A 24,575-nucleotide genomic window follows, 5' to 3' on the forward strand; every position below is an offset into this window, starting at 1 on the left:
GGTGAGCAAGCTCATCGCCTACCGCCTGGCCCTGGCCGTCCCGCAGCTGGCGGTGGTGGCGCTCGTCGTCTTCTCGATGATCTACCTCGTGCCGGGCAGCCCGGCGGGGGCCATCCTCGGCGCGAGCGCCACCCCGGACCGGATCCGGCAGGTCGAGGCGCAACTCGGCCTCGACCAGCCCGCGCTCGAACGGCTGGCCGAGTGGGTACGCCAGGCGCTCGGCGGCGACCTGGGCGTCTCCTACGTCTCCTCGCTCCCCGTCACCGACCTCATCACGCAGCGGCTGCCCGCCACGCTGTCGCTGACCTTCGGCGGCATGGTCGTGGCCCTGGTGTTCGGCGTCGGCCTGGGCGTGCTGGCCGCCGTGCGGGCCGGCCTGCCCGACCGGCTGATCGGCGCGGCCACCTCGGTCGGGCTGGCCGTGCCCGAGTTCTGGTTCGGGCTGGTCCTGCTGCTGCTGTTCGCCGTGGAGCTGGGCTGGGTGCCGGTCGTCGCCTACACGCCGCTGACCGGGGACCCCCTGGGCTGGCTGCGGGGCCTGATCCTGCCGTCGCTGGCGCTCGGGGCCGGCGCGGCCGCGCTGATCGCCAGGCAGACGCGCGGGGCGATGGTGGCGGCGCTGGCCTCGCCGTACGTGGACACGCTGACCGCGGCGGGCGTCCCGCGCGGGCGCATCGTGCTGCGGTACGCGCTCAAGAACGCCATGGTGCCCGTGCTGGCCACGACCGGGCTCACCTTCCGCATCCTCATCGGCACCAGCTTCGTCGTCGAGGCGATCTTCGCCTTCCCCGGCGTCGGGCAGCTCCTGCTGACGAGCGTGATCGGCAAGGACTTCCCCGTCGTGCAGGGCGGCGTGATCGTGATCGCCTGCCTGGTCATCGTCGTGAACCTGCTCATCGACGTGGGCTACGGCCTGCTGAACCCCAAGGTGCGTCCCCAATGAGCAACCCCAGGATGGCGCGGCGGGTCGCCCGGCAACCCGTGACCATGGCCGCGGCCCTCTTCCTCCTGCTGCTGGTCGCCGTGGCGATCACGGCGCCGCTGCTGGCCCCGTACGACCCGCTGGCGGAGGACTTCACCGCCGTGCTGCTCGGCCCGGAGGCCGCGCATCCGCTCGGCACCGACGAGCTGGGCCGCGACACGCTCAGCCGCCTGCTGTACGGCACCAGGGTCGCGCTCCTGGTCGCCTTCAGCTCGGTCGTCGTGGCGATGGTCATCGGGGTGCCGATGGGACTGCTGCTCGGCTACCGGGGCGGCTGGTGGGACCGGCTCGGCTCGCGGGCCTTCGACGTGGCGGACGCGCTGCCGGGGCTGCTGGTCGGGTTCGCCGTCATCGCGATACTCGGGCGCAGCCTGGTCAACCTGATCGTGGCGATCGGGCTGATCTTCTGCATGAGCTTCGCCCGGATGACCCGGGCGGTGACGCTGGCCGAACGCGAGAAGTTGTACGTGGACGCGGCACGGGTGGCCGGGCTGCGCACCCGGGAGATCCTCTTCCGCCAGGTGCTGCCGAACCTGACCGGGCCGCTGCTCGTGCAGGCCGCCGTCTTCCTCGGCTCGGCGATCGGGCTGGAGGCGGCGCTGAGCTTCCTCGGGCTGGGGCTCGACTCGGAGGTGCCGACGTGGGGCGGCATGCTCGGGGTCGCGGCGGACGAGCAGGCGCAGCAGCCGTTCCTGCCCTTTCCGCCCGGGGTGGCGATCGTGGCGAGCGTGCTGGCGTTCAACCTGGTCAGCGATGGGGTCGGGGACGCGCTGACGGGCGAGCGCCGCAGACCGGCACGGACGCGCACTCGCTCGTACGCCCCCACGCCTACTGGCCCCGCACCTTCTGGCCCCGCACCTTCTGGCCCCGCACCTTCTGGCCCCGCACCTTCTGGCTTCGCGCCTTCTGGCTTCGCGCCTTCTGGCTTCGCGCCTTCTGGCTTCGCGCCTTTTGGCTTCGCGCCTTTTGGCTCCGCGCCCACCGCCGACGCGCCTGCCATGGACGGGCCGGCGCCGGTGGGCACCGTTCTGGAGGTGCGCGGTGTCACCGTCGAGTCGCGGCAGGCCGGGGGCGAGGCGGTGCCGCTGGTGCAGGACGTGTCGCTGGCCATCGGGCAGGCCGAGGTGGTCGGGCTGCTCGGCGAGTCCGGCTCGGGCAAGTCGATGCTCGCCCGCGCCATCCTCGGCCTCCTCCCGCCCGGCACGGAACTGGCCGCCGGGTCGGTGCTGCTGGAGGGCCGCCAGATCGCGGGCCTGCCGGAGCGGGAGCTGCGCGCGGTACGGGGCCGCGGGATCGGCGTCGTCTTCCAGGACCCGATGGCCGCCCTGTCGCCCGTGCACACGGTCGGCCGCCAACTCTGTGAGCCGCTGCGCGCGCACTTCGGCATGCCGCGCAGGGCGGCCAGGGAGCGGGCCGCCGAGTTGCTGCACCGGGTCGGCGTCGAGGATCCCCGGCGCAGGCTGGACGACCACCCGCACCAGTTCTCCGGCGGCATGGCGCAGCGGGTGGCGATCGCGATGGCGCTGGCGGCCGGGCCGCGGCTGCTGATCGCGGACGAGGCCACCTCGGCCCTCGACGTCACCACCCAGAGCCATGTCCTCGATCTGCTGCTGGACCTGCGCGACGAGCTGGCCACGGCCGTCCTGCTGATCACCCACGATCTCGGGGTGGTCGCGGAGACGTGCGACAGGGCCGCGGTGCTGTACGCCGGTCAGATCGTGGAGACGGGCGAGGTCAGGACGCTGTTCGACCGGCCGCGCCACCCCTACACCGCGGCCCTGCTGGCGGCCGGCCCCTCCACCGACGCCAGAGCCGGGCGGTTGCCGACCATCCCCGGCGGCGTCCCGCTCCCGGGCGACTGGCCTTCGGGCTGCCATTTCGCCAACCGCTGCGCCTACTTCCAGGAGAGTTGCATGGGACATCCGATTCCGCTGGCCGAGGACGTCCGCTGCCTGCGCGCCGAGGAGCTGACGCTGGAGGTGTCGGAACGGTGAGCGACTCCGGCGAAGGACTTCCCGACGTATGGGGCGACACCGGCAGAGGACTTCCCGATGTGCGCGGCGATTCCGGCGAAGGGCTTCTCGACGTGCGGGGCGATTCCGGCGAAGGGCTTCTCGATGTGCGGGACCTGACGGTCGGTTACGAGGCCGGGCGGGCGCTGGGACGGCGGCGGCGCAAGATCGTCGCGGTGGACGGGGTCAGCTTCGGGCTGCGGCCCGGTGAGACGCTCGGCCTGGTCGGCGAGTCAGGATCGGGCAAGAGCACGATCGGGCGGGCCATCCTGCGGCTCGTGGACGTCACCGGCGGCAGCATCCACTTCGACGGGCTGAAGGTGACGGCGCCGCGCCGGAGCACGCCGCTGGCCTACCGGCGGGCGGTGCAGGCGGTCTTCCAGGATCCGATGTCGTCGCTGAACCCGCGCCACGTGGTCGCGGGCGCGGTGACGGCGTCCCTGCGGCGGCACGGCCTGGGGGATCGCGCCGAGCGGGCGCAGGCGGCGGCCGCCGCGTTCGAACGGGTCGGTCTGTCGCCGGCGCACCTGAACCGGTATCCGGGCCAGCTTTCCGGCGGGCAGCGGCAGCGGGTGGCCATCGCCCGCGCGCTGGCGCTGGAGCCGCGGCTGGTGGTGTGTGACGAGGCGGTGAGCGCGCTCGACGTGTCCACGCAGAGCCAGATCGTCAACCTGCTGGCCGACCTGCAGGGCTCTATGGGCGTGAGTTACCTGTTCATTACGCACGACCTCCGGATCGTCCGGCATCTCTCCCATCGGATCGCCGTGCTGCTCGCGGGGCGGCTGGTGGAGCTGGCCGGGACGGGGTCGCTGTTCGAGTCGCCGAAGCACCCGTACACGCGGGCCCTGCTCGCGGCCTCCCCCACCACCCACCCCGACGGCCGCGAACGACGCCGCGCGCGCCGCGCCGGGCACCGGGACGACCGCAACGAGCGGGCCGTCCCGCGCGGCGAGGCGGGCTGCCCGTTCCGCGGCCGGTGTTCGAGCGTGATGGAGGTGTGCCACACGGTCACACCCCCGCTGCGACGCCTCACCGACGGCGGCGAGGTCGCCTGTCACCTGTACGGGGCCTCCTGACCTTGGCCGCCCTCAGAGGATGGCCCCGTCAGTGGCCTGTCTCGTGCGCCCGCCCTCAGGGGACGTGCCGTCAGCGGGCCCCACGGGACGCTCCCGGCAACGGCCTGTCTCGTGCGCGCGGCTTCACGGGACGCTCCCGTCAGCGGCCCGCCTCCCCTGTCCCGGCCAGGGTCAGCAGCAGGTCCTTGATCTGTGCGGCCTCGTAGTGGTCGCGGGCCGGTGCCGGGTCGGAGCAGAGCAGGACGGGGGCGTCGGCGGGGTCGGCGGGTGGCAGGCCGTGGGAGCCGCGGATCGCGCGGGCGCCCGCGTCGAGGCCGACGACGTTCATGACGTAACGCAGGCCGAGCTTCTTGCGCAGCAGCGCCACCCCGGCGCGGCGTTTGGCCGCCCCCGGATCGGCGGGGTCGAAGAACAGCTCGGCCGGGTCGTAGCCGGGCTTGCGGTGGATCTCGACGACGCGGGCGAAGTCGGGGGCGCGGGCGTCGTCGAGCCAGTAGTAGTAGGTGAACCAGGCGTCCGGCTCGGCCAGCAGGACCAGCTCGCCCGAGCGCGGATGGTCCAGCCCGTACGCGGCCTTGCCGTCCGCGTCGAGCACACCGGCCACGCCGGGCACGGACGCGCACAACTTGGCCACGGCCGGCACGTCGGCGGGGTCGCGCACGTAGACGTGGGCGACCTGGTGGTCGGCGACGGCGAACGCGCGGGAGGTCCACGGGTCCAGGTACTCCATGCCGTCCTGGGTGTGCACGCGCAGCCGGCCGTCGGAGCGCAGGGCCCGGTTGATGTCGATCGGGCGGGAGACGTCGGTGATGCCGTACTCCGACAGGACCACCACGGTCCGCTCGCCCGCGGCGTCCAGCAGGGGCGCCAGCACGGTGTCCAGTTCGGCGGCGGCAGCGGCGGCGCGCGGGTCGGAGGGGCCGTAACGCTGCAGGTCGTAGTCCAGGTGCGGGACGTAGACGAGGGTCAGGTCGGGGTCCCGGGTGGCCATGATGTGCCGTGCGGCGCGGCAGATCCAGGTCGAGGAGGCGATGCCCGCGCCGGGGCCCCAGTAGGTGAACAGCGGGAACGGGGTCAGCTCGTCGTGCAGTTCCGGCGGGTCGGTGTAGCAGTCGGGGTCCTTGCGGCCGTCCGCGCGGTAGATCGGGCGGGGTGTCACGGTCCAGTCGACGTCGGCGCCCATCGCGTACCACCAGCACACGTTGGCGACCGTGTAGCCGGGGTCGGCGCGGCGGGCGGCCTGCCACACCTTCTCGCCGCCGACGAGGGCGTTGTGCTGGCGCCACAGCAGGACCTCGCCGAGGTCGCGGAAGTACCAGCCGTTGCCGACGATCCCGTGCCCGGACGGCGGCAGGCCGGTCAGGAACGTGGACTGCGCCGAGCAGGTGACGGCCGGCACGACGGTGCCCAGCCCGGCCTGGAAGCCGCCCGCGGCGACGGCGCGCAGGCGCGGCATGTGGGCCAGCAGCCGCGGGGTCAGCCCGACCACGTCCAGAACCAGCAGCTTGCTCATAGTGTCACTCCAGAGTCGAGCAGGTCCGGCAGCAGGTTGCTCATGGCGTCGCTCCCGGGTCGAGCAGGTCCACCGGCAGCTTGCTCATGGCGTCGCTCCCGAGTCGGGCAGGTCCACCGGCAGCTTGCTCATGGCGTCGCTCCCAGGTCGAGGAGGTGTGTGCGGGCGAAGTCGAGTTCGTCGGCGATGCCGGCCGCGAGCCGGTCCGGGGTGGTGGGCCGCAGCGCGGGCGGCAGCACGCCCCAGGTGTAGGTCTCCACGTCGTAGTGGTCGCACAGCGGCCGGCGGCCCCCGACCAGCTCCCTGAGCGCCTCGCGCAACACCGGGATCGTGGTGGTCAGCGGAGGTTCGGGGGCGGCGTGCAGCGGCACATGGTAGTGGACCCGCCACGGTCCCGGCAGCTCGCCGTCGAGGGCCTCGTCGAGGTCGTCCACGGCGCCGCCGTACGGGTTGCGGGTCTGGTGCAGGAAGCGGGGCTCGTCGTACTCGCGCAACGCCTCCGGATCGCCGGACTCCAGGGCGGCCGAGAGCTGGACCTTGACGATGGGCAGGCCCGCCGCCCGCAGCGTCTTCAGCGCGGCGGCCGGCTGCTCCCAGGCGCAGGCCAGGTGGGCCAGGTCCAGGCAGATGCCGAGCCGCTCGGTGTCCACGCCGGCCAGGTGGGCGGCCGCCTGGGCGGTGCTCTCCACGACGCAGCCGGGCTCGGGCTCGAAGCCGACCCGGATGAGGCGGCCGGTGCGGTACTGGATGGCGGCCAGCCCGGCGGCGAGCTGATCGAGGCGGCGGGCGGCCTCGCCGGCCATGTGGGCGTCCCAGGGGTGGCGCCAGGCGAGCGGCAGCGTGGAGACCGAGCCGCGTTCGGCGTCGTCCGGCAGCAGGCCGGCCAGGACGTGGGCCAGGTCCAAGGTGTAGGACAGGCGGGCCCGCGTGGTCCAGTCGGGGTGGTAGACGGCCTGCTTGACGACCGGGTCGTGGAAGGAGCGGTACGGGAAGCCGTTGAGCGTCACCACCTCCAAGCCCCGGGCGGTCAGCTCGGCGCGGAGCCGGGTCAGCGCGGCGGTGTCGGCGGCCAGGGCCCCGGCGACGGGCGCGGCCAGCCACAGCCCGAGCCCCAGCACGCCGGTGCCCAGGCGCTCGCGGATCGGGACCGCATACGTGTCGAGCTGGGCGATGATGCCGTCCAAATCCTCGGCCGGGTGCACGTTGGTGCAGTAGCCGAGGTGCAGCGGCGTGCCCGAGCGGTGCCGGAGCCGCATCACTCGCCGCCGCGCAGGATGGAGCTGCCCGCGTACGTGGGCCCGGTGGCGCGGGCGGCGGTCAGGTCGAGGCGGCCCGACTGGCCGTAGAACTCGGCGGGGTTGCGCCACAACACCTTGTCCACGTCGTCCTCGGTGAACCCGGCCGCCAGCATCGCTCTGCCGGTCTCCAGCGTGAGCAGCGGGTCGGAGACGCCCCAGTCGGCGGCGGAGTTGACCAGCACCCGGTCCAGGCCGTAGCGGCGCAGCAGGTCCACCATGCGGGGCGGCGACATCTTGGTCTCGGGGTAGATGGAGAAGCCCATCCAGCAGCCGGAGCCGTGCACCAGCTCGATGGTGACCTCGTTGAGGTGATCGACCACGACGTGTCCCGGCTCGATGCCCGAGGCGGCCACCAGTTCCATGGTGCGGCGGGTGCCCGCCGCCTTGTCGCGGTGCGGGGTGTGCACGAGCGCGGGCAGCTCGTACTCGACGGCCATGGCGAGCTGGCGCTCGAAGGCGTCGTCCTCCTCGGGGGTCATGGAGTCGTAGCCGATCTCGCCGACCGCGACCACCCGGTCCTTGTCCAGGTAGCGGGGCAGCAGGTCCAGCACGGGACGGCAGCGCGGGTCGCCCGCCTCCTTGGGGTTGAGCGCGATCGTGGCGTGGTGCACGACGCCGAACTGCGCGGCGCGGTACGGCTCCCAGCCGATCAGGGAGTCGAAGTAGTCGGTGAACGAGCCCGGGTTCGTCCGCGGCTGCCCCAGCCAGAACGCCGGCTCGACCACGGCCAGGACGCCGGCGGCGGCCATCCGCGCGTAGTCGTCGGTGGTGCGTGAGGTCATGTGGATGTGCGGGTCGAAGATGCGCATCAGGTCTCCTCGCTGGTCAGACGGCGGAGCAGGTCGGCGGCGTCGCCGGGCATGGGACGGCCGGCCGCCTCGCGCTCGTCGGCGAAGGCGGCCAGCATGGCGGCCAGTTCGGCATCCGCCCGCCGGTCGAGATCATGCACCCCGGCCAGCGGCACGCCCATGAACACGCACTTGAGCACCGCCTGCCGCCACGCGGCCTGGTCGAGGTGGACGGCGCAGGGCCCGAGCGCGGCGGCCAGCAGGCGGGCGTCGTTGGTGCGGATGGCGTCGTGCAGCAGGGGTACGGCGTCGGGGCCGATGGGCAGCAGGTGAAGGGCCTTGAGCACGGCCCGCTTCTCGTCGGCGTCGCCGTACCGGTACAACTCGCCCGTCTCCTCGGCGACGCGGCCCGGCGGCAGCGCGGCCAGCAGCAGCGCGCGGGCCGCCTCGTCGGCCGTCCAGCCGGGCGCGCCGGGCAGCGGCGCCCGCCCGGTACGCCGTCCGGCGGCGGCGAAGGAACGCGCGATCGTGTGCGGCCTGCCGAGGGCGTCCCGCAGCCATTCCCAGTACGGGGTGTCGCGCAACGCGGCCCGCAACCCCTCGGACGGCATCACGTCCGGCCTCCTTCCCGCTCTGCTTGTCGGAGGAAGGCGAGGGAGCGGGCGGCCACGTCGGGGGCGGCGTGGGAGTGGCGCGGGAGCTCGACGGCGACCAGGCCGCGGTAGCCGGAGTCGGCCAGCGCGCGCAGCACCGGCGGGAAGTCGATCTCGCCCTCGCCGAACTCCAGGTGTTCGTGCGTGCCTCTGCGCATGTCGTCGATCTGGACGTTGACCAGGTGCCCGGCCACGGCCGCGACGCACTCGGGCGCCGGGTCTGGCTCGTTGCAGCGGCAGTGGCCGATGTCCAGCGTGATGCCGAAGCCGTCCGGTTCGCCGAGCGCCTCGCGCAGGCTGCGCCAGCCCGCGATCGTGTCGACGAACATGCCCGGCTCGGGCTCGAACCCCAGCGGCAGGCCGTCCGCGCCGTCCAGCACCCGGGCGCAGCCGTCCACCAGCCGCTCCCAGGCCAGGGCGTGGGTGACCTGGTCCTGACGTATCCCCGACCAGAACGACAGCGCCTCCGCCCCGAGGTCGGCGCCGATGGCGGCGGCCCCGCACAGGAAGTCGATCCGCCTGTCGCGATCGTCGTCCAGCAGTGTGGGCGCGTGCTTGCGCCGGGGGTCGAGCAGGTAGCGGGCGCCGGTCTCGACGACCACGCCCAGGCCGAGGGCGCGCAGGCGGTCGGCGAGCTTGGCCACGCGCCTGGCCAGCCCGTCGGCGTAGGGGTCGAGGTGGTGGTGGTCGAGGGTGAGCGCCACCCCGGTGTAGCCGAGATCGGCGATGACGTCGAGTGCGTCGGTGAGGCGGTGGTTGGCGAAGCCGTTGGTGCCGTAGCCGAATCGGATCACGTCGGGGACAGCTTTCTGGCCAGGCGGCGGGCCAGCGGGACCGTCGCGGCGAGGATGAGACCGGTACGCGGGGCTCCGGCGCGGGCGACCAGGGCGCCCTGGAGCGCGGGCAGGCTGACGATCCCGGCGGTGACGGCCGCGCGCACCGTGTCCGCCGAGGGGTCGGCGACGGCGCGGGCCTGGGGCGCGCCGAACTGGGCGGCGTACCAGCCGGCGAGCGCGACCTGCGCGACGGCCTCGTGGGCGATGGTGGCGCGACGGCGTTCAGGGGCGGAAATGGCGGAAATGGCGCGACGGCGTTCAGGAGCGGGAATGGCGGGCGTGGCGGAGGGGGCGCGACGGCGTTCAGGAGCGGAGGTGGCGGGGATGGCGGAGGTGGCGGCCACGGCGAGGGTGCCGGTCAGGGTGGTGGCGGGGCGGCGGCCGGTGGTGCCGGTGGTCTCGCCTCTGGACAGGTCGGTGAGCAGGTACGTGTGGGCGGCGATGGTGAGCGCGGCGGGCAGTCCGGCCGACAGCCCGGCCCCGGGGGCGCGTCCCGATGTCGCGCCCAGGAGCACGTCCAGGCCACGGCACACCGCCATCGCCGCAGGTCCCGCAGGCGTGTTCTTGGCGGCCAGATCGTAGGCCCACACGGCCGCCGCCAGCGGCACGGCGACGCCCAGGGCCCGGCGGCCACCGGTGAGCCCGGCGATGGCGATCCCGGCGGCGGTGAGCCCGGCGGCCAGCCCCAGAGCGGTTCCCGGCCGCACCCGGCCCGAGGGGATGGGCCGTTCTGGACGTTCGACGGCGTCAAGGTGACGGTCGGCCCAGTCGTTGGCGGCCATGCCGGCCCAGTACAGGCAGACCGAGGAACAGGCCAGCCCGAGCGTCCGCGCGCCGAGCACCCCGGCGGCGGCGGCACCGGCGACCACGTCCCCGGGAACCGACAGCGCGGCCGGGGCGCGGACGAGTTCGACCAGATCCCGCAGCACGCCTCTCCCACGGCGAGACGGAACGGCACCTCCCTCGCCGTGAGCCGGAGAGCTCACGACACCTCCCCCGTGGTGAGGCGATGAGGTCACGACGGGTCCTCGGTGCCGAGGGCGGTGACGAGGTCGTGCAGGGACCGCCACTGCTCGGCCAGCCCGTGCGGCACCTCGCCAAGGGGGTCCTTGAAGAAGAACGCCAGCTCCGCGAGCGGCCCGGCGCGCCCGGCGCGATGCGCGGCGGCGGTGAGCCTGGCCAGGTCGAGGATCAGGGGCGCGGCCAGCGCGGAGTCGCAACCGTGCCAGGTGAACTCCATCCGCATCGCGGTGCCGAGAAAGCCCTCAAAGGTCACCAGGTCCCACGCCGTCTTGAAGTCGCCCAGATCCTCCAGGAAGTCGATCCGGGTCTCGCCCTGCGGCACGTACCCGAGCGTCTCGGACAACACCCGCTGCTTGCTGGCGGCCTTGGCCGCGTTCGCGCCCGGCCTGGCGAGGTTGGCGCCGTCGCCGCCGCCCAGCAGGTTGACGCCGGACCAGGTGCGCACCTTCAGGTTGCGCTGCGCGAACATGGGCGCGAGCACCGACTTGACCAGGGTCTCCCCCGTCTTGCCGTCGTGCCCGGCGTACGGCAGCCCCCGCTCAAGGGCCAGCGCGGCCAGCGCGGGCAGGCGCGCCCCGGTGGAGGGGGTGAAGTCGACGTACGGGCACCCGGCGCTCAGCGCGGAGTAGGCGGCCAGCGCGCTGGGCGGCAGCACCGGCTCCGGGCCCGCCAGCGCGGCCCGCAGGCCGTCGAGGCCGGCGTGGGCGGGGTGCGGCGGCGGGGTCGGCTCGGTGGTGGAGACGTTGATGACGACGACGCGCTCCAGGTCGCCCCGGCGGCGGAAGTCGTCGAGGTCGGCGGCGATGGCCCGCGCCGTCGCCTCCTGGGTCGCGGCGGCGGGCATCGGCCGGATGTGCTGCTCCACGGCGAGCAGCTCACCCCGTACGGCCGGCGCCAGCGTCACCGGCACCACTCCCGCCCCCGCCAGCTCCGCGGCCTTCTTCTCCAGCGGCACGGAGGTCACGTCGTGCCCGCCGAACACCAGGTCGCCGATGCCCGGCCGGATGCGGCCCTGCAGCGCGGGCGACTCCAGGACGCAGCCGGTCGGCGCGGTCAGGCCCGCCCGGACGGCCAGTGCGCCGATCATGCTGGTCACGGCGACGGAGCCACGCGCCCCGATCAGCCAAACTCCCGTTCTCATACGATCTCCTTCGCGCCCGGGGCGATCGTCTGCCGCCACGGTGGAACGTTCAGCGTCGAAGGCCGAGCAGGGCGGGTCGGCTGATGGGCCGGTGAACAGCGTGATCGGCCTGGGTCACGCGTCCTCCACACGTGTCGGGCGGCTGCCGCCAGCCGCAACTGCTTCAGGGAAGGCCTTCACTTTCTGGGGTGAAGCGCCCAGGCGTCGATGTAGGGATGCGATCGGACTCAGTGTTCAGGATCCGCTCGAAAGCGCCGCCGATCAAGCTGCTGTGAACCGCATTCTGGTGCGGAGGATCGAAGAACCGGGCGTCGCGCGGACGACGCCCGGTTCCTGGGTGGTGCGCGAGGTCAGCCGACGGCCACCACGTGGACCAGCGCGGACTGGTCGGGGAAGAGCGGCGGCACGGCGATGCCGGCGGCCGACAACGCCGAGCCGGGCAGCTCCGTCTCGCCCGACACCCAGGCGGGGGCGGCGCCGTGGGAGGCCACGGGCATGAGCGGGCGTACCCGGTAGACGGTGCCGGGGTCGAGGCCGGGCAGCCGCATCATGCCGGGCGGCCAGGTCGCGGGGCGATCGAGCATGGCGATCTCGTAGATGGCCTCGCTCCCGTCCCGGGCGACGACGCCGTGCGCGCGCACGCCCTGCGGGGTCTCGTCCACGCGGACCACGACGCCGGTGTGCAGCAGGTGGCGGTGCCGCTTGTGCAGGTCGATCCAGGCGGCCAGCTCGTCGAGCTCGCCGCCGGTGAGCGAGGTGAGGTCCCATTCGATGCCGTAGTGGCCGAAGAACGCGGTCGCGGCGCGGAAGGGCAGGTCGTGGCGGCGGCCGGTGGAGTGGGAACGGCCCGAGCCGATGTGGCTGCCGATCAGCTCCGGCGGCAGGAGCTGGGTGGTCCAGCGCATGATGTCCTGGCGGTCGACGGAGTCGATGCAGTCGCTGGCCCAGACGCGGTCGGTGTGCTCCAGGATGCCGAGGTCGACGCGGGCACCGCCGGAGGAGCACGCCTCGATCTCCAGCCGGGGGCAGGCGGCCCTGACCTCGTCCAGCAGCCGGTAGACGGCGTGGGTCTGGGCGTGCACGGAGGCGCGGCCCGCGCGCGTCGTGGAGCCGGCGTCCACGAGGTCGCGGTTGTGGTCCCACTTGATGAAGTCGAGCTCGTACTCGGCGACGAGGGCGAGCAGGCGCTCCTTGATGTAGGCGTAGGCGTCGGGGTTGGTCAGGTCCAGGACCTGCTGGCGGCGGGCGGGCGGGGGCAGCCGGTCGCCGGTCTGCATGATCCAGTCGGGGTGGGCGCGGGCCAGGTCGGAGTCGGGATTGACCATCTCGGGCTCGAACCAGAGGCCGAACTCCATGCCGTGCCCGCGTACCCGCTTGACCAGGGGGTGCAGGCCCTCGGGCCAGACGGCGGGGTCCACGTACCAGTCGCCGAGCCCGGCGTTGTCGGCGCGGCGGCCCAGGAACCAGCCGTCGTCGAGCACGAACCGCTCGACCCCGACCCTGGCGGCCCGGTCGGCGAGGTCGAGCAGGCGGTCCAGGTCGTGGTCGAAGTAGACGGCCTCCCACGTGTTGAGCACGACCGGGCGGGGCGCGGACGGGTGCGACGGGCGGGCGCGCAGGTGCTCGTGGAAGCGGTGGGCGGCCTGGTCCAGGCCGTGGCCGTAAGTGGCGTACACCCAGGGGCCCCGGTAGGACTCGCCGCCGGCCAGGATGACCTCGCCGGGCAGGAGCAGTTCGCCGCCGCCGAGCATGGTGCGGCCGGTGGCGGTGCGTTCGGCGTAGTGACGGTGGTTGCCGCTGTGGCCGACGTGCAGGCCCCACGCCTCGCCGCGCCGGAAGCCGAGGTCGGCGGTGGCGGCGAACAGGACGGTGGCCGCGTCGGCGCCGGTGCGTCCGCGCCGGTTCTCGCGCAGGTGGGTGCCGACGGTGAGGGGGCGGCGCTGCGGGATACGTTCCTTGGACCAGCGGCCGGCCTGGTCGAGCAGGTCGGCGGGGTCGCCGGGGACGGGGAAGACGAGGTTCAGCGCCTCCAGGGTGTACGGCACGTCGCGGTCGTTGCGCAGTTCCGCGCGGGCCCGCAGCAGCCCCGAGGGGCCGAGTTCGACGGTGAGGGTGAGTCCGAGGCGGGCGTGCGGGTCCGTGGCGGTGGCCACCAGGCGGTGCCCATCCCGCTCGTGGGTGACGGCGGTGAAGGCGGGCGACCAGTGCTCGCCCTGATGGTGACCGCTGAGTCCCGGCATGCCGATCCAGCCGGTACGCGACTCCGGCACGAGCGCGGTGCGGACCGGCACCTCGACGGTCTGGTCGGACCTGGGCCGCAGCTCGGCGGCCAGGTGCTCCAGGGCGTCGTCGCCGAGCGGGCCCAGGTCCGGTCCCCAGTGCAGGATCGCGGGCAGGGCGTCGGGCGGGCATTCGAGCAGCACGGACACGCCGGCGGCTCGGAGATGGTGCAGGTGCATGTACTGCTTTCTTGTCTCGGGGGTCATCCCTTGAGGCTGGTCATCCCTTGAGGCCGCCGCTGAGCAGGTCGAGCCGCCAGAACCGCTGCAGGAACAGCAGCAGCGCGATGAGCGGGATCACCGACACGGCGGCGCCCACGATGGCGATGCCGTACAGGGCGGGCTCGGAGGAGCCCCTGAACAGCAGGGTGTACAGGCCGACGGTGATCGGGAACTTGGACTCGTCCGACAACATGATGTACGGCAGCAGGAAGTTGTTCCAGATGCCCACGAACTGCAGCATGAAGATCGTCACCATGCCGGGGACCATCATGGGCAGCCCGACGGAGCCGAAGATGCGGTATTCGCTGGCCCCGTCGATCCTGGCGGCCTCCAGCGTGGCGTCCGGCACCGAGGACATGGCGTACACGCGGGCCAGGTAGATGCCGAACGGCGAGATGAGGCTCGGCAGCAGGACCGACCAGTAGGTGCCGACCATGCCCGTCTCGGCCATGAGCAGGTACTGCGGGATGGCCAGGGTCATGCCGGGCACGAGCACGCCGGCCAGGATCGCGTAGAACAGCACGGTACGGCCGCGGAACTCGTACTTGGCCATGCCGTATCCGGCCAGGGTCGAGATGAGGGTGGACAGGGCGGAGCCGACGACCGCGTACAGGGCGCTGTTGGCGGCCCACGTCATGAACGTGCCGTCGCCGTAGGCGAACAGGTCGCGCAGGTTGTCCAGCAGTCCCGTGCCGGGGGCGAAGGTGAAGGTGGAGAACAGCTCGGCGCTCGACTTGGTCGCGGCCACGACCACCCAGGCGACCGGCACCAGGCAGTACAGGGCGCCGACGAGCAGCACGATGGTGGGCAGGATCTTGGCCCGCTGGTGCGCGAGGGGGCCGGCGGCTGCTTTCGCGGCGGTCATGACATGCCTCCGAAGGCGCGCTTCTGCGTGACCTTGAGCAGCACCACGGACACCACCAGGGTGCCCACGGCCAGGATGACGGAGGCGGCCGAGGCCAGCGGCAGGTCGTCGCGGGTGAAGGCGTCGCGGTAGATGTGCATGAGGGGGACCCAGGTCTGGGAGATCTCCGTGGTCATGGGTTTGAGCGTGGTCGGCTCGCCGTACACCTGGAGGGTGCCGATGAGCGCGAACAGGCCGGTGAGCACGAGCGCGGGCGCCACCAGCGGGATCTTGACGTGCCAGGCGATCCGCCACTCGGAGGCGCCGTCGATGCGGGCGGCGTCGGACAGCTCGGCCGGGATGCCGCGCAGCGACGTGTAGATGATGATCATGTTGAAGCCGACGCCGCCCCAGATGGCGATGTTGGCCAGCGACGGGTAGATGGCGCCCGAGCCCAGGAACGGGATCTCGCCCAGCCCCAGCTCCCTGGTGAGGTAGCTGAAGGGGCTGGTCGAGGGCAGGTACATGAAGCCCCACAACAGGGAGGCGGTCACGCCGGGGATCGCGTACGGCAGGAAGATCGCCGTACGGGCGAAGCGGCGCCCGCGCGAGCCGGCGTAGTCGAGCAGCAGCGCGAACAGCAGCGCCAGCCCGAGCGTCAGCGGCACGGCGATCAGCCCGTACAGCGCGAGCCTGCCGAACCCGGCCAGGAACTCGGGATCGGTCAGCGTCCTGACGTAGTTGTCGAGCCCGACGAAGACCTCCTGCCGGGTGCCGAAGATGCCGCCGCCGGTCAGCCGCAGGCCACGGACGCTGAGGTAGACCGCGTAGGCGATGGGGATCGCCAGGAAGGCCAGGAACAGCAGCACGGCGGGGGCGACGAAGAGGTACGGCGCCCGCGTCCCGCGGCGGGCGCCGGTGCGGCGGGTCACTGCCCGGCGACCTTGAAGCCGGTGGACTTCATGTCGTCCACCACGGCCTGCTGGGTCTTCTTCAGCGCCTCCGACAGCGGGGTCTTGTCGCGGACGGCGGCGGCCGTGGCGTCGCGGAAGGCGCTCTCGGCGGTGCTGACGTTCGGGCCCCAGCTGATGTGCGGAATCGTGCTCTGCGCCGCCTTGGCCGCGACCTGCCAGTAGTCCTTCTGGCCCGAGACCAGCTTGGGCGGCTCGCTGGCGCTGGTGGCCTCCTGCCCGGCCAGGGCCGCCGGGTACTCGCCCTCGGCGATCTGGATGTCGTAGGCCGTCTTGTCGGTGTTCATCCACTTGGCGAACGTGGCCGCGGCCTGGGCGTGCTTGGAGTTCTTGGAGACGACGATGGCGCTGCCGCCCTGGAAGGCCACCCGGTCGTCGCCCTCGGTCCACTGCGGCAGCGGCGCGATGGCCCAGTCGCCGGCCTGCTTCTCGGCGATGCCGTACAACACGCCGGCGCCCCACAGGGCACTCGGCCAGCTCAGCACGTTGCCCTTGTTGAGCTGGCTGTTCCACTCGGGGGTGAGCAGCGGCTCGGCCTTGACCAGGCCCTTGTCGATGAGCCCCTGCCAGTAGTCGGCCACCTGGGTGGAGGGGCCGTCGGCGATGCCGACCGTCCATGTCTGGTCCTGGACCTTCCACCAGGACGAGCCGGCCTGCTGGGCCAGCCCGGCGAAGTTGCCGAACTCGGAGGGGGCGAAGGTGGCCAGGTAGGCGTCGGGGTCCTTCTTGCGGACGTCGGCGGCGACCTCGGCGAACTCCTTCCAGGTCTTGGGCACCTCGATCTTCAGCTCGTCGAACCGCTTCCTGTTGTAGACGAAGACCATCGGCCCGATGTCCTGCGGCACGCCGTAGACGGCGCCGTCGAAGCTGGTCAGCGACCAGACCTCCGGGGTGAAGGCCGCCTTGACGTCGCCGGTCTGCGCGGAGATGTCGGCCAGCGCGCCGGCCACGATCATGGCGGGCAGCGTCTGGTACTCCAGGCACGCGGCGTCGGGGGCGTTGCCCGCCCGGTTCGCGGTGAGCAGCTTGGTCGCCGTGTCCGTGCCGCCGCCCGCGTCGGTGTGCGTCACCTGGATGTTGGGGTGGGCCTTGTTGAACGCCTCGACCTTTTCCTTCTTGCCCGCGCCCCAGCACCAGAACTGCAGCGTGACCGGCCCGGTCTCGGCGGCCTGCGGAGCGGCCGCCCCGTCGCCCGCGTCCGTGCCGGACGAGCAGGCGGTCAGGAGAACGGCCATGCCGAGCGCCGCGAACGTGCTGGAGCCCCCTCTGATACCCATGCGTGTCTCCTTCCGAGGGCAAAGTCCAGAGTTGGCTTTGCAGAGAAGCCAACCTAGAGAACAAATGAGGCTCATGTCACTACCTCCGCACAAATTCGCAGGAGGGTGTGTGCGGCGGACGTCGGTTGACGGCGTGTTAGCTTTGTCGCAAAACCAATTTCGGAAGGGTGGCGCGATGCCCGTTGGGCCCCGAAGATGGGGCGGCATGTGGGACGCCCTGCCCGACGCCGCCCGCTCCATCGTCAAGGAGCTGATCATTCATGGCCCGCAGTCCAGGACCGCGCTGGCCAGGACCCTGAACCTGTCCACCGGCAGCCTGACGCGCCTGACCAAACCCATGGTCGACGCCGGGCTCCTGGTCGAGGGCGACGTGGTGCACGACCCGGTCAACGGCCGCCCGACCCGTCCGCTGGACGTGGCGGCGCGCGAGCACCGCTTCCTCGGGCTCAAGCTGACCGCGGACCGGGTGCACGCGGTGGTCACCGACCTGCGGGCCGAGGTCATCGCGGCCCGCGACGAGCCGATCGCCGACCTCGACCCCGAGGCCGTGTGCCGCCAGGCCAGGCGGCTGCTCGACGAACTGTGCGGCGGCTCCGGCGCCCCCGTGGCCGCCGGAGTGACTCTCGGGGGCAACGCCCGCGCCTCCACCCGGGTCGGCGGCGAGCAGCTGGTGGACGCCCCCTACCTGGGCTGGTCGCAGGTCGCCCTCCGGCCGCTGATGGAACGGGCGCTCGGCGTGCCGTGCGTGGTCACCAACGACGTGGCCGCGCTGGCGCACCAGCACCACTGGTTCGGCCCGGGACGCGGGATGCGCGAGTTCGCGCTGGTCACCATCGGCGCGGGCATCGGCTACGCGCTCATCGTGCACGACCACCTGGTCACCGCGACCGAGGCCGACCTGGGCATGTTCGGCCACCTGGTGCTGCACCCCGGCGGGCCGATGTGCCCCGAGGGGCATCGCGGCTGCGCGGCCGCGTACCTGTCGACCTGGTCGATCGAGGGCGCCGCCGGGCTGGCGCTGCGGCGGGCGGTGACGTACGAGGAGGTCATGCGCCTGGCCGCGGCGGGCGAGCGGGCCTGCCTCGCCCTCGTACGCGAGTCCGCCCGCGCCCTGGGCAGGCTCATCGCGCTCGTCACGACGATCTCCATGGTCAAGACGGTGGTCCTGGCGGGCGAGGGAGTGGAGCTGGCCCGCATTGCGCACAACGATCTCGACCTGGCCTTGACCGCCGACCGGCGCGACGTGCCAGGCTCGGTCGAGGTGGTGATCGAGGCCGACGACTTCCGCGAATGGGCGCGCGGCGGCGCGGTGGTCGCCATCCAGAGCTTCGTAACAGGCAGTGACTAGGAGGAAGCAATCACGTGAAGCGGCAATCAGCCAAGCTGGGCGCCCCGCACGCCCCCGACATCTGGGTGGGCGTCAACTTCTGGTCGCGGGCGGGCGGGCCGCGCATGTGGCGCTCGTACGAGCCGGACGTCGTCACCGAAGAGCTGGAGGCCATGCGGGCGCACGGCATGACCGTCACCAGGAGCTTCTTCTACTGGCCCGACTTCATGCCCACCCCCGGCGCGCTCGACGAGACCCTCGTCGCCCGCTACGCCGACTTCCTCGACCGGCACACCGCGCTCGGCATGCGCACGATCCCGACGTTCATCGTCGGCCACATGTCCGGCCAGAACTGGGACCCCGCCTGGCGGCAGGGCCGCGACCTGTTCGGCGACGTGTGGTTCGTCGCCCGCCAGGCCTGGTACGTGCGCGAGCTCACCGCCCGCTTCAAGGACCACCCCGCCGTCGCCGCCTGGCTGCTGACCAACGAGGTGCCCATCTACGGCGACTGGCGCTCGCGCGGCATCGGCACCCTGAACCCCGAGCAGGTCGGGAGCTGGGCGCAGATCCTCATCGACGCCGTCCGCGCGGGCGGCGGCCGCCAGCCGGTCTCGATCGGCGACGGCGCGTGGGGCGTGGAGGTCACCGGCGCCGACAACGGCTTCCGCGTGCGGGAGCTGGCCGGGCTGGTCGACTTCCTCGGCCCGCACGTCTACCGCATGGAGACCGACCCGGTACGCCAGCACCTCGGCGCGGCGTTCGTCTGCGAGCTGCTCGACTTCGGCGGCAAGCCGGTGATCATGGAGGAGTTCGGCCTCACCAGCGACTACACCAGCGAGGTCAACGCCGCCCACTACTACCGCCAGATCCTGCACAACACGCTGCTGGCGGGCGCGACCGGCTGGCTGGCCTGGAACAACACCGACTACGACGACCTGTGGGAGAACGAGCCGTACAGCCACCATCCGTTCGAGATGCACTTCGGGCTGATCGACGCGAACGGGCGGCCCAAGGCGCAGGCCCTGGAGGTGCGCGACTTCACCGCCGTGCTGGAGCGGGTGGACCTGGCGCGCTGCTCCCGCCCGGACGCCGAGGCGGCCCTGATCGTGCCCTCCTATCTGGAGAACCAATATCCCTTCACCCAGCCGGGCGACGCCACGATCGTCTTCGACGTCGGCCGCCAGGCGTACGTGGCCGCCCGCGAGGCCGACCTGACGGTCGGCGTGGCCCGCGAGAAGGACGGCATCCCCGGGGACTGCAAGTTGTACCTGCTGCCCTCGGCCAAGCAGCTCACCGCGCCCGGCTGGCGCGCGCTGCTGGACCGCGCCCGCGCCGGGGCCACCGTGTACGCCTCCCACTTCGCCGGCGAGCACAACAACCAGCGCGGCGTGTGGTGGCCCGGCCTGGACGAGATGTTCGGGGTGGTCAAGCAGTCCCGGTACGGCCTGGTCGAGCCGATCACCGGCGATGAGGTCACGCTGACCATGACCACCGCGCTGGGCGACCTCCGGGCGGGCGACGAACTGGTCTTCCCGGTGGCCGGGACCGCGAACTCCCGCTCGTACCTGCCGGTCGAACCCGCCGGCGCGGAGGTGCTGGCCCGCGACGCCGCCGGCCGCCCCGCGCTGCTGCGGCACGCCGTGGGCGCCGGCTGGATGATCCTTTCGACCTACCCCCTGGAGTACATGGCGGCGATCACCCCGCACGCCAACCCGGAGCCCACCTGGCGCCTGTACCGCGCGCTTGGCCGCTTCGCCGGCGTGGAGACGGCGGTCTCGTTCGACACGCCGCTGGTCAACGCCGCGCTGATGCGGCACGAGGACGGCCGCGTGTTCGTGTGGTGCGTAAGCCAGTCCGGCACCGACGTCAAGACCGCGCCGGCCGTGAGCGGCGGCGTCCTGCGCGACGAGGACGGCGCCCCTGTGAGCGTGGTGGAGTTGCCACCGTACGGCGTGCGAGTACTGGAGCTGAGCGCATGAAAATCACCGACATCGAGGTCCTGGTCACCAGCCCGGGACGCAACTTCATCACCCTGCGCGTCCACACCGACGAGGGCGTGTACGGCCTCGGCGACGCCACGCTCAACGGCCGCGAGCTGGCCGTCGCCTCCTACCTGCGCGACCACGTGGCCCCCTGCCTGATCGGCCGCAACCCCTTCCAGATCGAGGACATCTGGCAGTACCTCTACCGCGGCGCCTACTGGCGGCGCGGCCCCGTCACGATGACCGCGATCGGCGCGGTGGACATGGCGCTGTGGGACATCAAGGGCAAGGCCCTGAACGTGCCGGTCTACGAGCTGCTGGGCGGCGCGAGCAGGAACGGCGTCCTGGTGTACGGCCACGCCAACGGCGAGAGCGCCGGCGAGGCGGTGGAGGCCGTCGGCCGCTACCTGGACATGGGCTACAAGGCCATCCGGGTGCAGGCCGGGGTCCCCGGGCTGAAGGGCACCTACGGGGTGGGCCGGGGCGAGCTGTTCTACGAGCCGGCCGAGGCCGGGCTGCCTCCCGAGGACGTCTGGAGCACCGAGAAGTACCTGGCCACGGTGCCGTCGTTGTTCGCGCGGGTACGCGAGGAGTACGGCGACGACGTGCACCTGCTGCACGACGCCCACCACCGGCTCACGCCGATCCAGGCGGGCAGGCTGGGGCGGGACCTGGAGCCGTACCGGCTGTTCTGGCTGGAGGACGTGGCCCCCGCCGAGCAGCAGGAGTCCTTCCGGCTGATCCGGCAGCACACCACCACGCCGCTCGCCGTCGGGGAGATCTTCAGCACCATCCACGACGCCACGCTGCTGCTGCGCGAGAACCTCATCGACTACCTGCGCATGACCGTGGTGCACGGGGGCGGCATCACCCACCTGCGCACCGCGGCGGCCTACGCGGCCGTGCACCAGATCCGCACCGGCTGCCACGGCGCGACCGACCTGTCGCCCGTCACCATGGCCGCCGCGCTGCACTTCGACCTGTCCATCCCGAACTTCGGCATCCAGGAGTACATGCGCCACACACCGGAGACCGACGAGGTCTTCCCGCACTCCTACAGCTTCTCCGACGGCTACCTGCATCCCGGGGACGCGCCGGGGCTTGGCGTGGACTACCGGGACGACGTGGCGGAGCGGTTCCCGTACGAGCGGGCCTACCTGCCGGTCAGCCGCCTGGAGGACGGAACGATGTTCAACTGGTGACCCGCCATCATTGATCTCCGATCCACGGCAGTTACCCTTGCCCCGCTCCGGGAACCTGGCACCGCATGGGCCACCACGGAGCGGGGCGCTCCCCCGCCGTACTCGAAGATCCGCTGCTGAACAAGGACACCGCGTTCACCCGGGAGGAGCGGGCCGAGCTGGGCCTGGACGGGCTGATCCCGCCGGTGGTCGAGACCCTGGACGAGCAGGCCGCCCGCGCCTACACGCAGTACGCCCGCCAGCCGACCGACCTGGCCAAGAGCATCTTCCTGTCCGGTCTGCAGGACCGCAACGAGGTGCTCTTCTACCGCCTGCTCGCCGACCACCTGCGCGAGATGTTGCCGATCGTCTACGACCCCACGATCGCCCAGGTGATCAAGAGCTTCAGCCGCGAGTACCGCCGTCCCCGAGGCGTCTACCTGACCGTGGACGACCCCGGCGGCATCGAGCGGGCCTTCGCGAACTTCGGGCTGGGCGAGGACGAGGTGGACCTCATCGTCGCCTCCGACGCCGAGCAGATCCTCGGCATCGGCGACTGGGGGCTCGGCGGCGGCGCGGGCATCGCCGCCGGCAAGCTGACCGTCTACACCGCCGCCGCCGGGATCGACCCCGCCCGGGTCATCCCCGTGGCGCTGGACGCCGGCACCGACAACGAGGCGCTCCTCAACGACCCGTTCTACGTCGGTGAACGGCACGCGCGGGTACGCGGCGAGCGCTACGACGCCTTCATCGACGCCTACGTCTCCGCCGCCACCCGCCTGTTCCCCAAGGCGCTGCTGCACTGGGAGGACTTCGGCCCGTCCAACGCCCGCCGCCTCCTGGAGCGCTACACCGGCCGCTTCCCCACCTTCAACGACGACATGCAGGGCACCGGCGCGATCGTGCTGGCCGCCCTCCTGGGCGCGGTACGCGCCGCCGGCACCTCCCTGCGCGAGCAGCGGATCGTCGTCTTCGGCGCGGGCACGGCCGGGATCGGCGTCGCCGACCAGTTGCGGGACGCGATGGCGCGCGACGGCCTGGACGAACGGGAGGCCACCCGCCGGATCTGGGCCGTGGACAAGCCCGGCCTGCTCATCGAGGGCATGGACGGGCTGCGCGACTTCCAGCGCCCCTACGCCCGCCCGTCCGGCGAGGACGGCGGCGGGCTCGCCGAGGTGGTCGCCCGGGTCGGGCCGACGCTGCTGCTGGGGGCCTCCACGGTGCGCGGCGCGTTCACCGAGGAGATCGTACGATGCATGGCCTCGCACACCGAGCGGCCGATCATCTTCCCGATCTCCAACCCGACCGACCGGATCGAGGCCATGCCGCAGGACCTGATCCGCTGGACCGGCGGCCGGGCGCTGATCGCCACCGGCGTGCCGTTCGAGCCGATCGCGCACAACGGCGTCGATCACGTCATCGCCCAGGCCAACAACGCCCTGCTGTACCCGGGGGTGGGCCTGGGGGCCGTCGTGTCGCGGGCGAGCCGGGTCAGCGACGGCATGTTGCGCGCCGCCGCCGAGGCGGTGGCCGGGCTGGTGGACGTCTCCGCGCCGGGCGCCTCGCTGCTGCCCCAGGTGGAGAACCTGCGCCAGGTCTCGGCCACGGTCGCCGTCGCGGTCGCCAGGCAGGCGGCCAAGGAGGGTCTGGCCCGGGTGGAGCTGGGCAATCCCGTGCAGCAGGTCCAGGACGCGATGTGGCAGCCGCGCTACCGTCCGGCAGGCTGATCGTCCGGACCTGGCGTTTGACGGTCGCCCACGGGGAAAGCAGGTAAAGGGCCGGCGGATTCCTCCCGGCTCACGGCGGGCGAAGACGGACATGGTTGACGAGTTTGAACTGCGTTGTCCCATCACGGACGACCTCGGCCTCATCCGGGCCCTGGTGCGGCTGCACGGCCGCCACAGCGGGCTCGCGGTGACCAGGCTGGAAGATCTGGTGCTGGCCGTCAACGAGGCGGTCACCAACGTGCTGGACCACGGCGGCGGCGCGGGCACGGTCACCGCGCGCATCGACGGCGGGCAGGTCGTGGTGGAGGTGCTCGACTTCGGGGGCGAGCTGACCCGCGACCACCTGACCTCGGCGGAGCTGGACAGGACCGCCTCGCACGGGTACGGCCTGTGGGTGATCAAGCAGCTGTGCGACGAGGTCGAGGTCGAGCAGGGCGACACGGGCTCGCTGCTGCGGCTGCGCGTGCGTCGCGGCCCGGCGGGGGTGAGAAGCGGCCGGGCCGAACATCCGACCCTGCAACCGGCCTCCCACTGACCTGCCCGATCCCGCGGCCGGTCTTCCCCTTGGCCCGCCCCGGGGTTTCCCGGTGGCCCACCCCGATCCTGCAGACGGGTTTCCCACTGGCCCGTCCGGTTCCACGATCGAGCTGTCGCCGACCTGTGCCCGGCCGTCCCGCCGGGCTAGTTTCAAACCATGAGCAACGCAGGAACAGGCCCCGGCCCCATCACCCCCGACGGATCCTCTGTCGAGTTCTACTCTCAGCTCAAGGCCTCCGGCGAACCCGAGATCGTCTCCCAGGTGACCCCGCCAGGCGGCTCCATCCTGGAGCTGGGCTCAGGCGTCGGACGGGTCACCCACCCCCTCATCGACCTCGGCTTCGAGGTGGTGGCCGTGGACGAGTCCCCCGAGATGCTGGCCCAGGTGCGCGGCGCCCGTACGGTGGCGGCCCGGGTGCAGGAGTTGCGCCTCGGCGAGCGGTTCGACACGGTCATGCTGGCCTCCCAGCTCGTCAACACCGTGAACGAGACGGAGCGGCACGGCCTGCTGGCGGCCTGCGCGCGGCACGTCAAACCGGGCGGCGCGGTGCTGATCCAGTGGATGCCGGCCGAGGCGCACGACCGGTGGCACGTCGGCATGGGACGCCGCGACGGCGACGTCACGATCACGATGGCGGCCGTGGAGGAGGTCTCGCCCGGGGTGTTCCAGGCGACCATGCGCTACACCTACGGCGAGGACAAGGAGTGGACGCAGTCGTTCTCCTCCAAGCGGCTCACCGACGACGACCTGGCCATCGCCCTGGCCACGGAGGGGCTGCGGCTGAACCGTTTCCTCACCGAGGACCGCACCTGGGTGGCCGCCGTACCCGCCTGAACACCCACGCCGCCGCCTTTACAGTGTAGATCTCGACATCGCGTCGATCTTGCGAAAATACTGGAAAATAC

20 protein-coding genes are annotated in these 24,575 nt (G+C 72.4%); 9 read left to right on the top strand and 11 right to left on the bottom strand.

Translation table 11 applies throughout. The features are described 5' to 3' along the window. Window position 1: 1 nt before the first annotated feature. The 3 genes from AB0I81_RS02955 to AB0I81_RS02965 are packed head-to-tail and all read left to right on the top strand — an operon-like array spanning window position 2 to window position 4,070. Entirely contained in the window at window positions 2-943 is a 942-nt protein-coding gene (locus AB0I81_RS02955; protein WP_360648848.1) for an ABC transporter permease, read from the top strand. Beyond that, window positions 940-2,976: an oligopeptide/dipeptide ABC transporter ATP-binding protein gene (locus AB0I81_RS02960; RefSeq protein WP_360648851.1), complete on the top strand. Its 2,037-nt coding sequence runs from the start codon at window positions 940-942 to the stop codon at window positions 2,974-2,976. The genes AB0I81_RS02955 and AB0I81_RS02960 overlap by 4 nt, the downstream gene beginning before the upstream one ends. Then, the gene (locus AB0I81_RS02965) at window positions 2,973-4,070 is read left to right on the top strand and encodes an ABC transporter ATP-binding protein (protein WP_360648854.1); all 1,098 of its coding nucleotides are present in this window, start codon (window positions 2,973-2,975) and stop codon (window positions 4,068-4,070) included. Before AB0I81_RS02960 ends, AB0I81_RS02965 begins: the two co-directional genes overlap by 4 nt. Before the next feature lie 139 nt (window positions 4,071-4,209). On the opposite strand, the gene AB0I81_RS02970 is transcribed toward AB0I81_RS02965, so the two are convergent. From AB0I81_RS02970 to AB0I81_RS03020, 11 genes are all read right to left on the bottom strand, one after another. Further along, the gene (locus AB0I81_RS02970) at window positions 4,210-5,583 is read right to left on the bottom strand and encodes a nucleotide pyrophosphatase/phosphodiesterase family protein (RefSeq protein WP_360648857.1); all 1,374 of its coding nucleotides are present in this window, start codon (window positions 5,581-5,583) and stop codon (window positions 4,210-4,212) included. 128 nt (window positions 5,584-5,711) lie between these two features. Beyond that, window positions 5,712-6,839 carry a metabolite traffic protein EboE gene (gene eboE, locus AB0I81_RS02975; protein ID WP_360648860.1) on the bottom strand — a complete coding sequence of 376 codons (1,128 nt, stop codon included), beginning with the start codon at window positions 6,837-6,839 and terminating at the stop codon, window positions 5,712-5,714. Continuing rightward, on the bottom strand, window positions 6,839-7,690 hold the full coding sequence (locus AB0I81_RS02980; protein ID WP_360648863.1) for a TatD family hydrolase: 852 nt from the start codon (window positions 7,688-7,690) through the stop codon (window positions 6,839-6,841). Before AB0I81_RS02980 ends, eboE begins: the two co-directional genes overlap by 1 nt. Continuing rightward, on the bottom strand, window positions 7,690-8,280 hold the full coding sequence (locus tag AB0I81_RS02985; RefSeq protein WP_360650173.1) for an EboA domain-containing protein: 591 nt from the start codon (window positions 8,278-8,280) through the stop codon (window positions 7,690-7,692). The genes AB0I81_RS02980 and AB0I81_RS02985 overlap by 1 nt, the downstream gene beginning before the upstream one ends. Then, window positions 8,280-9,116 (bottom strand): sugar phosphate isomerase/epimerase family protein, encoded by an 837-nt coding sequence (locus AB0I81_RS02990; RefSeq protein ID WP_360648865.1) that lies wholly within the window; start codon window positions 9,114-9,116, stop codon window positions 8,280-8,282. The genes AB0I81_RS02985 and AB0I81_RS02990 overlap by 1 nt, the downstream gene beginning before the upstream one ends. Then, window positions 9,113-10,087: an SCO3242 family prenyltransferase gene (locus AB0I81_RS02995; protein ID WP_360648868.1), complete on the bottom strand. Its 975-nt coding sequence runs from the start codon at window positions 10,085-10,087 to the stop codon at window positions 9,113-9,115. The genes AB0I81_RS02990 and AB0I81_RS02995 overlap by 4 nt, the downstream gene beginning before the upstream one ends. Window positions 10,088-10,173: 86 nt before the next feature. Beyond that, the gene (locus tag AB0I81_RS03000; RefSeq protein ID WP_360648871.1) at window positions 10,174-11,322 is read right to left on the bottom strand and encodes an inositol-3-phosphate synthase; all 1,149 of its coding nucleotides are present in this window, start codon (window positions 11,320-11,322) and stop codon (window positions 10,174-10,176) included. A gap of 350 nt (window positions 11,323-11,672) precedes the next feature. After that, the gene (locus tag AB0I81_RS03005; RefSeq protein WP_360648874.1) at window positions 11,673-13,808 is read right to left on the bottom strand and encodes an alpha-galactosidase; all 2,136 of its coding nucleotides are present in this window, start codon (window positions 13,806-13,808) and stop codon (window positions 11,673-11,675) included. 13 nt (window positions 13,809-13,821) lie between these two features. Next, on the bottom strand, window positions 13,822-14,688 hold the full coding sequence (locus AB0I81_RS03010; RefSeq protein ID WP_360648877.1) for a carbohydrate ABC transporter permease: 867 nt from the start codon (window positions 14,686-14,688) through the stop codon (window positions 13,822-13,824). Next, window positions 14,685-15,599, bottom strand: a complete 915-nt coding sequence (locus tag AB0I81_RS03015) for a sugar ABC transporter permease (protein ID WP_360648879.1) — start codon at window positions 15,597-15,599, stop codon at window positions 14,685-14,687. The genes AB0I81_RS03010 and AB0I81_RS03015 overlap by 4 nt, the downstream gene beginning before the upstream one ends. After that, a complete protein-coding gene (locus tag AB0I81_RS03020) occupies window positions 15,596-16,915 on the bottom strand; it encodes a sugar ABC transporter substrate-binding protein (RefSeq protein WP_360648882.1) in 1,320 nt (439 codons plus the stop codon). The genes AB0I81_RS03015 and AB0I81_RS03020 overlap by 4 nt, the downstream gene beginning before the upstream one ends. Window positions 16,916-17,090: 175 nt before the next feature. On the opposite strand from AB0I81_RS03020, the gene AB0I81_RS03025 reads away from it, so the two are divergent. The 6 genes from AB0I81_RS03025 to AB0I81_RS03050 all read left to right on the top strand — a co-directional run bounded on the left by AB0I81_RS03025 (window position 17,091) and on the right by AB0I81_RS03050 (window position 24,504). Beyond that, complete coding sequence (locus AB0I81_RS03025; protein WP_360648885.1) at window positions 17,091-18,263, top strand: ROK family transcriptional regulator; 1,173 nt, start codon at window positions 17,091-17,093, stop codon at window positions 18,261-18,263. 14 nt (window positions 18,264-18,277) lie between these two features. Beyond that, window positions 18,278-20,221, top strand: coding sequence for a cellulase family glycosylhydrolase (locus AB0I81_RS03030; RefSeq protein ID WP_360648888.1), 1,944 nt, complete (start codon window positions 18,278-18,280; stop codon window positions 20,219-20,221). After that, window positions 20,218-21,426, top strand: coding sequence for a D-mannonate dehydratase ManD (gene manD / locus AB0I81_RS03035; protein WP_360648891.1), 1,209 nt, complete (start codon window positions 20,218-20,220; stop codon window positions 21,424-21,426). The genes AB0I81_RS03030 and manD overlap by 4 nt, the downstream gene beginning before the upstream one ends. A 65-nt stretch (window positions 21,427-21,491) precedes the next feature. Continuing rightward, entirely contained in the window at window positions 21,492-23,132 is a 1,641-nt protein-coding gene (locus AB0I81_RS03040; protein ID WP_360648894.1) for an NAD-dependent malic enzyme, read from the top strand. Between the two features lie 91 nt (window positions 23,133-23,223). Further along, window positions 23,224-23,667 carry an ATP-binding protein gene (locus AB0I81_RS03045; protein WP_360648897.1) on the top strand — a complete coding sequence of 148 codons (444 nt, stop codon included), beginning with the start codon at window positions 23,224-23,226 and terminating at the stop codon, window positions 23,665-23,667. Between the two features lie 159 nt (window positions 23,668-23,826). Further along, window positions 23,827-24,504: a class I SAM-dependent methyltransferase gene (locus tag AB0I81_RS03050; protein WP_360648901.1), complete on the top strand. Its 678-nt coding sequence runs from the start codon at window positions 23,827-23,829 to the stop codon at window positions 24,502-24,504. Window positions 24,505-24,575: the final 71 nt, after the last annotated feature.

Origin of the sequence: Nonomuraea sp. NPDC050404, from assembly GCF_040655495.1 — a bacterium.
Classification (GTDB): Bacteria; Actinomycetota; Actinomycetes; order Streptosporangiales; family Streptosporangiaceae; genus Nonomuraea.